This window comes from Thermodesulfovibrio hydrogeniphilus, assembly GCF_054657355.1.
On record NZ_BAAHYW010000001.1, the window covers coordinates 1480473 to 1493307 of the forward strand.

Sequence of the window (12835 nt, forward strand, 5' to 3'; positions counted from 1 at the left end):
AGTTATAATTAAAATTCTTTTATTCATTCCGGAATTAAAATCCCCACAGTAAGGTTATCATTTTTAAAATATTTTTGTGCTACCCTTTGCACATCATCCTCAGTCACTTTCAAACTATCTTCACGATATTGATTAATCATTCGCCAATTACCAAGAATCTCAAATCTACCAACAAATAGGGCGTGTCCAAAGGCTGAGTCTTGACTGAAAAGAAAAGATGCCTCAACTTGGTTCTTTGCTTTTTCTATCTCCTTTTTTTCAGGCTTTTCATTTTTTAGCTTCTCTATCTCTTCCTTGATTATTTTTTCTGCCTCCTCAATTTTATCCTGCTCTTTAATGTATGCAACAATAAAAAATAGAAAGCCATCCCTGCTTAGCGGAGAATTGGATGTTGAAATGTCAACTGCCAATGATTTTTCTCTTACAAGCTTTCTGTAAAGCCTTGAACTTTTACCCTCTCCCAAGATTGTGCTTAAAATTTCAAGGGAAATACTATCCTTATCAGGATAAGCTGGAACTTTATATGCCATTACAAGCATTGGAAGATGTGTTTGTCTTTTTAGAATAACTCTTCTTTCACCATACTGTTTTGGCTCATATAAAAGTCTTCTTTCGGGATTTTTCTGACATGAGGGAATTGGTTCAAACTTTTCTCTGATGCTTTTTATAATTTCATCGGAGTTAACATCTCCAGCAACAATGATAAAGGCATTGTTTGGGCAATAATATTGTTGATAATGTTTTGCCACATCATCAAGCGTAATTCTCTCTATGTCTTCTGTCCATCCAATTACAGGCTTTCTATAAGGATGAGCCTTGAATGCTGCGCCAATTACTTCCTCAATAATTAGACTTTCAGGGCTGTCCTCATATCTCTGTCTTCTTTCTTCAAGCACTATCTTCTTTTCAAGCTCAAAGTCTTCCTGACTCAAAAGAAGATTAACCATTCTGTCTGATTCAAGGTCTATAGATACATGTAATTTTTGTGGTGCAAACTTTTGATAATAAACAGTATAATCCTTTGTTGTAAAGGCATTATCCACTCCACCATGAGATTGAACAATTTTTGAGAACACATTTCCAGGATAGTTTTTACTGCCTCTGAACATAAGGTGTTCCAAAAGATGGCTTATTCCAGACTTTTCTTCCAATTCATCAATAGCACCTACCTTATACCACACCTGAAAAGTAGCCATTGGAGATGCCTTGTCCTCAACAATAATTAATTTAAGCCCGTTTTTTAATTTTTCTTCCTTTAGCTCGCAAAATCCCATAAGTGGAAATAATATAACAAAAAATAAAACTATGGCAAATTTTTTCATTTTAGTCCGTATCTTTCAGCCACCTGCTTAATTGTTTCTTTAAGTGGTCCTAAATCTGAGGATTTAACCACATAGGCATCTGAAGCCCATATAGAAAAATCATCTCTGTAATCATAGGCTGTCAACATAATTACTGGGATATTCGGATTTTTTTCCTTTAACTGTCTTAATACCTGAATTCCATCTACATCCGGCATCATAATATCAAGGGTTACAAGATCAGGCTTTTCCCTCTCAAAAAGCTCAAGAGCTTCTTTGCCTGAGTTAGCTGTTACAACCTCATATCCTTCTTCCTCAAACTCAGCCTTATAAAGCATGAGTATGTTTCTTTCATCATCTACAACCATTATCTTCATACAAATCCTCCTTAAGCAAAAAAGTTTTGCTCAACATCCCTTAAATATTATTTTGAGTCTCTTCATAAACTGGCAAATATATACGAAAAACTGTTCCCTTGTTAAGTTCGCTTTCAACCTCAATTATTCCACCATGCTCCTCAATTATTCTTTTTGATATAGCAAGTCCAAGTCCTGTTCCGCTGGCTTTTGTTGTAAAGAAAGGATTAAAAATTTTCTTCATGTTTTCTTTTGATATTCCTATTCCCGTGTCTTCAACCTCCAATACAACATACTTACTACCTTTATCCCTAATTTCCTCAGGCAAATAACCATTTTTCTTAGCTCTTAAGTAAATTTTACCATTTTTCGTTGCTTCATTGGCATTTGTTAACATATTAAGAAAAACTTCTTTCAATTTATCGTAATTTCCAAGAATTAGAAAATCATCCTCTACTTCCACAAAAAGTTCGTTGTTATTTTCCCGAACTGTAGTTTTTATTAGATTTTCAACGTCTGAGAACATTTTTTTAATACTTAAAGGTTCTTTGCTCATTTCGTATGGCTTCACAAAACTCAGTATCTCTTTCAATATGCTTTCAAGTCTCATGACCTCATCAATAATAACTTTTGTGTATTCCCTCATGTTTTCATCTGTTAGTTGTTTGTGAAGTCTTTTGGCAAATCCACCTACTGCAAGCAAAGGATTTCTGATTTCATGGGCAACCTGTGCTGCCATTTCACCCAAAGCTGCCATTTTTTCCATGACTATAATTTTTTCCCTTAATTTTTTTATCTCAGTTATATCCTTTGCAACATTTATTGTTCCCAGCAATTTTCCAGAATTATCAAAAATTGGAGAGCTTGAAAGAACATAAACTCCGTCAAGATAGTTCTCTTCAAGCTCTCCAACAGATGCTCTCCCTGTTTGAATTGCCCTAAGATGGGGACAAGCCTTAAAAGGTGTTTCGGTTTTATGGAGAAGTTGAAAACATTTTTTACCAATTACTTCGTTTTCACTTAGTTCAATTTTTTTCAAGAAAGAACGATTTACTTTTTTGATAGTAAAATTCTCATCCGTATAGTATATGAGGTCTGTTATGGAATTGAATAGCATATTGAGCTCTTTTTCCGCTCTGTCTACTTTCTCAAATATCCATGCGTTTTCAATTGCTCCAGCTACTTGATCAGCAAAGCCTTTCAGAAAATTGATATCTTGCTCAGTAATAGGCTTTTTTGTATAAAAGTTATCAACCCATATAGCTCCTATGGCTTTGCCTTTTGAAATAAGTGGAACTATTGCATAAGCGTGACTTCCTAATTGCTGAATTATTATTGGATCAGCTTCTTCTTTATGAACATCTTTGATATTATAAACTCTTTTCTCCTTGACTGACTTAACAAGAGGTGTGTTTTCATCAATAGATATGGAAATGTTTTTACATAACCTCTCCAGAAAACTGTCTGCTTCAAGCTCCTGTCTGCTTAGGTCTTCCAAAACCTCAAAAAGCGTTTTTTTCTCCTTTGTCATGCTTGACCATATCTGCCAAGCCTCCTCATAGCTTGATGGCCCAACAGCCATGACACCCTTCAATGTGCGAGATTCTTCATCAAGAAGAAACAAAACAGCTCTGTTAAAACCAAGTCCTTCACCCATTGTAATAACAGTTAAAATCATTCTCAAAAGTTTATTTAGCTCTAATGTGCTTCTTACAGCAGAACTGACAAAAAGAATCTTTGCCAGCTCCTCATTCCTTCTTATCAAATCTCTCTCAAGCTTTTTCCTCTCAGTAATGTCTCTAATGATTCTGCTTATGCCTATTACTTGCCCGTTTTCATTCTTAATAGGAGACATTGTAAGACTGACTTCTATGAGTTTGCTTTCTTTGTTAATCATTACTGTCTCAATATCCTTCAGTGTCTCTCCTTGTTTAATTCTTTCAGAGTAGAATTTTTCAACCTCAATTAAAAAATCGGGAATTATTGGTATAGGCTTTCCCAAAATTTCTTCAGCTTTATATCCAAAAATATTCTCAGCACCCTGATTCCATGCGGTTACTATGTTTTCAAGATTGGTTGCAATAATTGCATCTGCAGAACTCTGGATGAGACTTTCAAGATAGCTTTTAAGCTCAGCAGTTTCTTTGAATTTTAAGGATTTGAGAATAATAAGAGATGCAACTCCAGAGAAAAGTTCAGCTAATTTTATGTCCTCATCAGAGAACTCACCATAGCCTTCTTCAGAGTCAATCTTGTTATAAACGAAAATTATTCCTTTTATCGTTTCATGAATTTTCAACGGTATACATATTAAAGAATAGGCAGGAACATCTAATTCTTTGCCTAATAGCTGTTCTCTTCCAAAAGTCTTTACTCTGCCTTCATTTATAACCTCGCTACATAGTCCTCCTTCAATCTTTACAATGTTTTTATCAGTATCAATGTTATATTTAGCAACAGTTTTCAAATTGCCATTTTCAATAATCCTCATCACAGCGCCCTGAGCATTCATAAGCTCTGAAACATGGAAAATCAGCCTTTCAAAAAGCAGTTCAGGTTCTTCGGAGATTTCAAGCAATTTTAAAAGTTCATATAATGCTTCTCTCTCTCTCATAGGCTTAGCTTCCTATAAAGTTCTAAGTATTCATAACAAGACTTCTTCCAAGAAAAATCCCTTTCCATTGCATTAAGTCTCATTTTATTGAATCTTTCCTGAAAATGATATATTTCCAGAAAACGAAATACCGCTTTTTGTAAATCCTCAACTGTATAATTATCAAAGAGAAAGCCTGTTAAGCCGTCTTCAACAGTATCTGCAAGTCCGCCTGTTTTTCTGCAAATTGGAATTGTTCCGTATCTCATTGCAATAAGTTGACTGAGTCCGCAGGGTTCATACTTTGAAGGCACAAGCAATGCGTCAGCTCCTGCATATATTTTATGGGCTAAAACCTCATCAAATCCGATATAAGCAAAAATTTTTGAAGGATACTTATTTTGAAGTTCTCTAATTCTGTTTTCATAATAATTTTCTCCTGTTCCTTCAAACACAAAATTGATTCCTTTCTCTATCAAAGAAGGGACTGCATCTGCAATTAAATCTGCGCCCTTCTGAGACACCATTCTACCTATGAAAGCAACAAGAGGACTATCAAGTGAACCTGTGAGATTGGCTATTTTCATAATCTCTTCTTTGTTTTTCCTTTTATCCTCGATGTTTTCTTTGTCGTAATTTGCAATAATATACGGGTCTTTCTCAGGATTCCAGATTTTATAGTCAATGCCATTTAAAATTCCCGTCAATCTATCCTGTCTTTTTCTTAAAACTCCATCAAGTCCGAATCCAAATTCTGGTGTCAGTATCTCCTTCGCGTAGGTAGGACTAACAGTTGTTATGTAATCGGCATTAAATATTCCAGCCTTTAGGAAGTTTACCATTCCATAAAATTCAAGGCAGTCTATATGAAACATCTCCCAGCCAAAACCTGTCAGTTCAAGCTTATCTTTTGGAAACACTCCCTGATATCCTAAATTATGGATTGTTAATATTGTCTTGGTTTTTTCAAAACAAAGGCATTCTTTGTATAAGGTTTTCAAGTATAATGGAATCAAAGAAGTATGCCAATCGTGGCAATGTATGATGCGGACTTTTAAATCCAAAACTCTACATATCTCAAGAATTGCCCTTGAGAAAAATATGAATCTCTCTGCATTGTCAAGATACTCACCGTAATTTGTGCCATAAAGCTGTTCCCTGTCAAAAAAATCATTATGTTCTATAAAGAATATGTTTCCAGACTTGTCAGGCTTCAATATCAAATTGTCTTCGCTGTCAACATATGCCTTTGCTGAACGGACAGCTCCAAATTTTTTGCTATTTCCTATCTGAACTCCGTAAACTATGCCTACATCTTCAACTTTGTCGGAGAAGTTATTTTTTGTTATCCGATAATAGGGCAAAAAAAACCTTACATCAACGCCGGCTTTTAAAAATTCTTTAAATAAAGCTCCAACAACATCACCAAGTCCCCCTGTTTTTGAAAAAGGGACGGCTTCTGCTGAAACTAAAGCTACTTTCATGTTTTCGCCTCCCGCATAAACTTGGCAGCCTCTTCAGGAGGAGTTGGATTTATATAAAATCCTGAACCCCATTCAAATCCTGCAAGCTTTGTAAGTTTTGGAATAATCTCAATATGCCAGTGATAGTATTCGTTATCTTCATTGTTAAATGGTGAAGTATGAAGAACATAGTTGTATGGCGGAGTTTCCAAAACCGCATCAAGCTTTTTCAGGGTTGTCTGCAAAGCATCTGCTAAAAGCATAAAGCTCTTATCTCTTGGTTCAAATCTTGATTCATGCCTTTTAGGCAAAATCCATGTTTCAAAGGGTTCTCTTGGAGCAAAAGGTGCTATAACAATATAAGCCTCATTTTGATATATCAATCTTTTTTCAGCCTCAAGTTCCTGTGCAATTATATCGCAAAATAAACATCTGTCTCTAAGCTCAAAATGTCTTTTGCAATAAAATATCTCTTCTGCTACATGATGTGGAACAATTGGTAAAGCAATAAGCTGGCTATGGGAGTGTTCAATGGTTGCTCCTGCTGACTCGCCTTCATTTTTAAAAATCATCACATACTTGAATCTCACATCCTTTTTAAGGTCAGTAATTCTAAAATAATATGCCCATAAAACATCTTCAACAGCCTTAAGAGGCATTGTTGAGAGTGATGCAAGGTGATCAGGTGTTTCAACGATTACCTCATGGGCACCAATTCCGTTCATTTTGTCATAAACACCCTCTCCCCTTTTATTCAGGTCTCCATGAATCTGAAGAGCTGGGAATTTATTTGGAACAACCCTTAATGACCAACCAGGAGTATTGGGAGCTGTGTTTGGAGGTCTGAAAGCTATTATTTCATTTGGTGCAGTATGCTCATTACCCGGACAAAAAGGGCAGAAACCTTTGACCTTTCTTTTCTGGCTTACAGGAGTAAAATCAGATGGTCTTTTACCCCTTTCAATAGCAATTATTACCCATCTTCCAGATACAGGATCTCTTCTCAATTCAGACATAGTCCACCCTCCAATTTTGATATTAATGATGAATGTTCAGCATTGACTTAAAGCATCAACAAAAATTCAACATTCATCATTCATAAGCTTTTTTGTATAATTATATCATTATGGCAAAACTTTTTCATTACAAAATTATTAATGATGCCTTTGGTGACCCATGCGTTTTTATTAAACTTTTAAGAGAAAAAAGAGCATTACTTCTTGATGTAGGAGATATAAGAAAAATTCCATTTAATGAATTACTTAAGGTAAGTGATATCTTTGTCACCCATACCCATATTGATCACTTTATTGGCTTTGACCAAGTATTGAGGGCAATTTTAAGAAGAGAAGAACCACTCAGAATCTATGGTCCTGAAAATATCATTGATTGTGTATGGGGAAAACTAAGGGGTTATACATGGAATCTTGTTGCAGATTATCCCTTAAAAATTGAAGCCTATGCCATCAAAGGAAGTGAGATGAAAGTTGCACGATTTATAGCATCTAAAGGTTTTGAAATAGAGACAACATATTCAGTGCAGATAGTGGATAACATCATTCTTAATGAGCCGTTATTCAAAGTAAAAGCAATTGAGTTATCGCATGGAATTCCTGTAATAGCTTATGCAATAGAAGAAGATTTCCATATAAATATCAATAAAACTGAACTTGAAAAACATGGCTTTCAAATAGGTCCGTGGCTTGGAGAGTTAAAAAAAATAATTAAAGCAAATTACGAGTATAACGCTGAAACAATGCTAAAACCTAAAACAGATAATTCAAATATTCCAATACAAACTCCAAAGGGTGCTATACCATTTGAAGAACTTTTTAATATTCTGTTGATAACAAAGGGAGAAAAAATTTCCTATGTAATGGATGTTGCCCCAATTGATGAAAATATTGAGAAAATAATCCAATTTGTAAGTGGTTCGGACATCCTCTTTTGTGAAGCCTTTTTTTTAAATAGAGACAGAGAGAGAGCTTTGGAAAGAAATCATCTTACAGCTTGGGTAACTGGAAAAATTGCAAGGGAAGCAGGTGTTGGGGAGTTAAAAATATTGCACATTTCTCCAAAATACATTGACAACCCCGAAGAAGTCTACAGAGAGGTAGAGCTATCAAAAAAAGGCATTTTACAGCAAAGTTAGTTATTTTTATAATTGTGCTAATATCCTCCACAATGCTTATCATCAGTGGATATTTTTTATATAAAAATGCACGAAATGCTACAGAAGAAGCTCTAAAGATGCAAGCAATTGGAATTACTGTAACTCTCAACAGCCTTATTCAAAATTTAAATCCGAATCAGCTTCAAACAGAAGGAAGCATCATTATGTCTCAAATGCTTATTGATGAAAGATGGGAAGGTATAGCATTTCTTGCCCTCTATGATATTGAAGGAAAAGTAGTGCTTCATTCAAATCCTCTTCTAATTGGAAAGCAATTTAAAGAGATTAAAAACATCCTCTCATCCCCAAGCCCTTATTATCACAGAATTGTTTTAGGAACAGGAGAAGAAGTTTTTGTGTCTGATACAAAGATAAACTTTTTAAATAAATCCCATATACTTAGAGTTGCTCTCCATCCATATCCAGCAGAGGAACTGCTAAGAACAGCAAAAGCCCATTTAATATTTATTTCAATCTCCGCAGTACTTATATTGTTAAGTGGTATACTCGCAATCTTTGTGGTTGCAAAAATTGAAAAGATGCAAAATAGAATGAAGGAACTTGAAAATCTATCCATGCTCTCAAGAGTTTTGGCACATGAAATAAGAAACCCTCTCGGAAGCATAAAGGGATTTGCCCAGTATTTGAGAAAGCTCGCAGATAGTGAATCATTGACAGAGTCTCGTAGCTCATCAATCAAAGAATATCTTGATATCATCATAAAAGAAAGCCTTAGACTTGAAAGGCTTACCAATGAACTTTCAAACTATGCAAATCCTCACAATGTTATGCTTACTGAATTCAACCTTGTAGAACTTTTGAAAGAAGTAACAATACCATTTTTAAATCAGGGCGAAAATCAAATAATCATTGAAGCTGAAAACATAGAAATAAAGACTGACAGAGATAAACTTAAACAGATTCTCACAAATATAATTCAAAATTCTGTTGACGCATTGGCAGAGGCAGATGAAAAAACAATTTATATCAAAGCTAAAAGCCTCAATGGTAAAATAGAAATTGAAATCAAAGATACAGGCACAGGAATGGATGAAGAAACACAAAGGCAGGCTACTGAACCATTTTTTACAACTAAACCAAAGGGAACAGGATTAGGACTTTCAATAGTGACAAGGCTTTGCGAGATTTTAAAGATAGAATTTCGGATAAAAAGTGAAAAAGGAAAAGGAACTACAGCATGGCTCATAATACCAAAATCCTTATAGTTGAAGACGATATATCCTTTGCCTCATTTTTGGAAACTATCCTTCAAGACGAAGGCTATAATGTAAAAGTCTTTCATGACCCAGAGCTTGCTCTTAAATCATTAACAGCCTTTTATCCTCAGCTTGTGATAACTGATTTAAAAATGCCAAAGATGGATGGAATAAATTTTATTGAAAAGGCAAAAGAGCTTTTGCCCCATACAGCATTCATTATTGTTACTGCATTTGGCACAATACCATCAGCAGTTGAGGCAATGAAAAAGGGAGCAATAGACTATATAACAAAACCCCTTCCATCACCTGAAGAATTTCTGGAAACAGTTAAAAAAGTTATCTCAACCGCAGAACCTCATAAACAAATTGAATCCGATGAAGTGCCCTATGAAATTCTATTTGCAGGAATTGAGGATATTTACAGCATAGTTAAAGAAGTCGCCAAAACAGACACAACCCTAATTTTATACGGAGAGACAGGAACAGGTAAGTCTGCTGTAGCAAAGGCAATTCATAGAATGAGCGGAAGAAAAGGTGCATTTGTAGAAATAAACTGCGCTTCCATCCCAGAATCCCTAATAGAGTCAGAGCTTTTCGGATACGAAAAGGGAGCATTTTCTGGAGCAGTTAAACAGAAACCGGGGAAAATAGAGCTTGCAAAGGATGGCACCCTTTTCCTTGATGAAATTGGAGAGCTTTCAATGGCAGTTCAGGCAAAATTTTTAAAAGTGCTTCAAGACAAAAGCTTTGAAAGACTTGGTGGACTTCAATCAATAAAAACAAATGCCAGATTTATAACTGCCACGAATAAAAACTTGAAACAGATGGTTAAAGATGGAAAATTCAGGGAAGACCTTTATTTCAGGCTAAATGTTTTTCCTATATCAATTCCTCCGTTAAGAGAAAGGAGAAACTCTATTATAAAAATTGCCGAATACATCTTGGAAAAAATAAGTCTAAGACTTGGCAAGGAAAGAAAAAAACTTAGTAACGAATCCATTACATTGCTTAAAACATATACTTTTCCCGGTAACATTCGGGAGCTTGAAAACATGCTTGAAAGGGCTGTGATTCTCTCAGGAAATAAAATAGAAATTGAACTGAAACCTGAAGATTCAAATACACAGCAAGAGCAAGTTGAAGATTTAAAAGCATTGGAGAAAAATGCAATCATTGAAGCCTTGAAAAAAACTGGTGGAAATAAAAAACAGGCTTCTAAAATTCTTGGAATATCTCTCAGAACGCTTTATTATAAAATAAAAGAATACGGAATTGAGTAGCTCTGCTTTTTTAATATTCTTTCCAGCCGTATTTTCCAATAAGCGGAACAAAGGCTACTGGAATCAGATAATGTTTTTCCAGCTCTCCATGCCTTTTTATTGCCTTAAGCAAATACTGGGAGTATCTCTCTCCTGTTGGAGCAACTATAATGCCCTCTTCTTTAAGCTGAGAAACAAGCGGTTCTGGAATATCTGGAGTAGCTGCTGTAATTATAATTCTATCAAATGGTGACAATTCAGGCAAACCCTCTGTGCCATCCCTTACATAAACTTTAATGTTGTTGTATCCCAATTTCTCAAATCTCTTTTTTGCCTCTTCAGCAAGGGCTTGAATTCTCTCTATTGTATGCACTTCCTTTACAAGCTCAGCAAGTATTGCTGCCTGATATCCAGAGCCTGTGCCTATTTCAAGAACTTTTTCGTCACCTTTCAGTTCAAGGAGCTCTGTCATTAAAGCGACAATATATGGTTGGGAAATTGTTTGACCATGTCCTATTGGAAGGGCTCTGTCATCATATGCATCGTCAATAATTTCCTCTGGAACAAAAAGATGTCTTGGAACTTTTTTCATTGCTTCAATAACACGCTTGTCCCTTATACCCCTTTCAACAATTTGTGTTTCAACCATCCATTCTCTTAATTTTTGATATCTATCCATGCTACTACTCCTTTTACTCTAAAAATGAATACTTCTTTACACAGCTTTTTCACATTTGACTATGACCAACTTTTAATCTGTAATTAATTATACAATTCACAACCAAAGCTTGCAACTGGACAATAATCCCCCAAAAATAGCGATAGAAATCCAATAATTGGCATAACCATTTGAAAATTTATGTTTTTTGCTGTCATTGCGAGCATCCGAAGGATGCGAAGCAATCTCATTCCATATTGAAGGAAAGACGAGATTGCTTCGGGCACTTCGTGCCCTCACGATGACAAAGGAAGGGGTGATTGCGAGCCTGTCGTTTATTTTTTCCGTCATTGCGAGCCTGCCGACAGGCAGGCGAAGCAATCTCGTCTTTTGCCTTTTACGTCTCACGTCTTACGTTATTACATCATATTAGAGACTGCTTCGCCACATCGAGTGGCTCGCAGTGACGAATTGTTGGATTTCTACGCTGTCGCTCTATGGTACTATGATGGCGAGGTTGCTTCCTCCTCGCTTCGCTCGGAGTCGCAATGACGGAGAGGGGTATCCTCGCAATTACGGAGAGGTGTTCACCATCCACCATCCACGAATCACCATTCACCAGTCACCAATTAGAGACTGCTTCGCCCCAGATTGCCACGCTATCGCTCGCAACAGGGGGCTCGCAGTGACGAGTGTCTATCTCTATTTTTCGGTTACTCCAGTTAATAGTCTTAATCTGGTATTTAAACAACATATCCCTCAGTTAATGTGATAAAATAAATATCTATGCTAAACTTAGCAGGAGGAGAAAATGAGTTATACAGTTGTTACAGGTGGAGCTGGTTTTATCGGAGCCAATGTAGTAAAAAGGCTTAATGAATTGGGAGAGGAAAAAATACTGATCGTGGACAATCTTGACAAATCGGAGAAATGGAAAAATATTGTTGACCTGTCTTTTGATGACTACATCCATAAGGATAAATTTATCAGCGAGATAAAAAATGGAAGCTTTGATAACGAAATAAAAGCCATAATTCATCTTGGAGCAAGAAGTAGCACAACAGAAAGAGATGTTGACTTTCTCATGGAAAACAACTATGAATATACTAAAATCCTTGCAAAATGGTGCATAGGAAATAATGTAAGATTTATTTATGCCTCCTCAGCCGCTACATACGGAGATGGTTCTTTGGGATTTTCTGATGACCATTCCATTATTCCAAATCTAAGACCTCTAAATGCCTATGGATTTTCAAAACAGATATTTGACCTATGGGCACTCAAAAATAAAGTGCTTGATAAAATTGTCGGAATTAAATACTTTAATGTTTTTGGTCCAAGAGAGTGGCATAAGGGTGATATGCGAAGCATGGTTTTGAAAGCCTTTGAACAAATAAAAAAAGATAAAAAAATTAGACTGTTCAAGTCATATAATCCAAAATATAAAGACGGAGAACAGCTTAGAGATTTCATATATGTAAAAGATGCTGTTGAGATGACAATTTTCTTTTTAGAAAAGCCACATATCAATGGGATTTTTAATGCGGGAACTGGAATTCCTCGTTCATGGAATGATCTTGCAAATGCTGTATTTTCCGCATTAAATATGAAACCAAACATTGAATATATTGAAATGCCTGAAGAGTTAAGGGGTAAATATCAATATTTTACAAGGGCTGACATGGATAAAATAAGAAAAGCTGGTTATACAGCTCCTACCATGTCACTTGAAGAATCTGTTAGGGACTATGTTTTAAATTATTTAATCAATATAGACTGAAATATTGATTTCGCTAATTGATTGACAGTAGG

Annotated in this window: 10 protein-coding genes; 4 read left to right on the top strand and 6 right to left on the bottom strand. The window is 35.6% G+C overall.

Annotation, left to right across the window (positions count from 1 at the left end):
* Positions 1-23: 23 nt before the first annotated feature.
* The 5 genes from ACYQ3P_RS07405 to galT are packed head-to-tail and all read right to left on the bottom strand — an operon-like array spanning position 24 to position 6729.
* Complete coding sequence (locus tag ACYQ3P_RS07405; protein WP_460177290.1) at positions 24-1322, bottom strand: M16 family metallopeptidase; 1299 nt, start codon at positions 1320-1322, stop codon at positions 24-26.
* On the bottom strand, positions 1319-1678 hold the full coding sequence (locus ACYQ3P_RS07410) for a response regulator (protein WP_460177291.1): 360 nt from the start codon (positions 1676-1678) through the stop codon (positions 1319-1321). The genes ACYQ3P_RS07405 and ACYQ3P_RS07410 overlap by 4 nt, the downstream gene beginning before the upstream one ends.
* A gap of 40 nt (positions 1679-1718) precedes the next feature.
* Entirely contained in the window at positions 1719-4271 is a 2553-nt protein-coding gene (locus ACYQ3P_RS07415; RefSeq protein WP_460177292.1) for a PAS domain S-box protein, read from the bottom strand.
* Positions 4268-5734: a glycogen synthase GlgA gene (gene glgA, locus ACYQ3P_RS07420; RefSeq protein ID WP_460177293.1), complete on the bottom strand. Its 1467-nt coding sequence runs from the start codon at positions 5732-5734 to the stop codon at positions 4268-4270. Before glgA ends, ACYQ3P_RS07415 begins: the two co-directional genes overlap by 4 nt.
* A complete protein-coding gene (gene galT / locus ACYQ3P_RS07425) occupies positions 5731-6729 on the bottom strand; it encodes a galactose-1-phosphate uridylyltransferase (RefSeq protein ID WP_460177294.1) in 999 nt (332 codons plus the stop codon). Before galT ends, glgA begins: the two co-directional genes overlap by 4 nt.
* A gap of 110 nt (positions 6730-6839) precedes the next feature.
* Here galT and ACYQ3P_RS07430 point away from each other — a divergent pair, with 110 nt between their 5' ends.
* The 3 genes from ACYQ3P_RS07430 to ACYQ3P_RS07440 are packed head-to-tail and all read left to right on the top strand — an operon-like array spanning position 6840 to position 10386.
* Positions 6840-7865, top strand: coding sequence for a ribonuclease Z (locus ACYQ3P_RS07430; RefSeq protein WP_460177295.1), 1026 nt, complete (start codon positions 6840-6842; stop codon positions 7863-7865).
* 32 nt (positions 7866-7897) lie between these two features.
* Entirely contained in the window at positions 7898-9112 is a 1215-nt protein-coding gene (locus tag ACYQ3P_RS07435; RefSeq protein WP_460177296.1) for a sensor histidine kinase, read from the top strand.
* A complete protein-coding gene (locus ACYQ3P_RS07440) occupies positions 9085-10386 on the top strand; it encodes a sigma-54-dependent transcriptional regulator (RefSeq protein ID WP_460177297.1) in 1302 nt (433 codons plus the stop codon). Before ACYQ3P_RS07435 ends, ACYQ3P_RS07440 begins: the two co-directional genes overlap by 28 nt.
* Positions 10387-10396: 10 nt before the next feature.
* Here ACYQ3P_RS07440 and ACYQ3P_RS07445 read toward each other — a convergent pair whose 3' ends face one another.
* Entirely contained in the window at positions 10397-11044 is a 648-nt protein-coding gene (locus tag ACYQ3P_RS07445; RefSeq protein WP_460177298.1) for a protein-L-isoaspartate(D-aspartate) O-methyltransferase, read from the bottom strand.
* A gap of 790 nt (positions 11045-11834) precedes the next feature.
* Here ACYQ3P_RS07445 and rfaD point away from each other — a divergent pair.
* Complete coding sequence (gene rfaD / locus ACYQ3P_RS07450; protein ID WP_460177299.1) at positions 11835-12803, top strand: ADP-glyceromanno-heptose 6-epimerase; 969 nt, start codon at positions 11835-11837, stop codon at positions 12801-12803.
* The last annotated feature ends 32 nt before the right edge of the window (positions 12804-12835 follow it).

Excerpts from the sequence above, each read along its gene's own strand:
- ACYQ3P_RS07405 (WP_460177290.1), bottom strand. The coding sequence starts at position 1,322 with ATGAAAAAATTTGCCATAGTTTTATTTTTTGTTATATTATTTCCACTT.
- ACYQ3P_RS07440 (WP_460177297.1), top strand. The coding sequence starts at position 9,085 with ATGGCTCATAATACCAAAATCCTTATAGTTGAAGACGATATATCCTTT.
- ACYQ3P_RS07435 (WP_460177296.1), top strand. The coding sequence starts at position 7,898 with ATGCTTATCATCAGTGGATATTTTTTATATAAAAATGCACGAAATGCT.
- rfaD (WP_460177299.1), top strand. The coding sequence starts at position 11,835 with ATGAGTTATACAGTTGTTACAGGTGGAGCTGGTTTTATCGGAGCCAAT.
- ACYQ3P_RS07430 (WP_460177295.1), top strand. The coding sequence starts at position 6,840 with ATGGCAAAACTTTTTCATTACAAAATTATTAATGATGCCTTTGGTGAC.
- ACYQ3P_RS07415 (WP_460177292.1), bottom strand. The coding sequence starts at position 4,271 with ATGAGAGAGAGAGAAGCATTATATGAACTTTTAAAATTGCTTGAAATC.
- galT (WP_460177294.1), bottom strand. The coding sequence starts at position 6,729 with ATGTCTGAATTGAGAAGAGATCCTGTATCTGGAAGATGGGTAATAATT.
- glgA (WP_460177293.1), bottom strand. The coding sequence starts at position 5,734 with ATGAAAGTAGCTTTAGTTTCAGCAGAAGCCGTCCCTTTTTCAAAAACA.
- ACYQ3P_RS07445 (WP_460177298.1), bottom strand. The coding sequence starts at position 11,044 with ATGGATAGATATCAAAAATTAAGAGAATGGATGGTTGAAACACAAATT.
- ACYQ3P_RS07410 (WP_460177291.1), bottom strand. The coding sequence starts at position 1,678 with ATGAAGATAATGGTTGTAGATGATGAAAGAAACATACTCATGCTTTAT.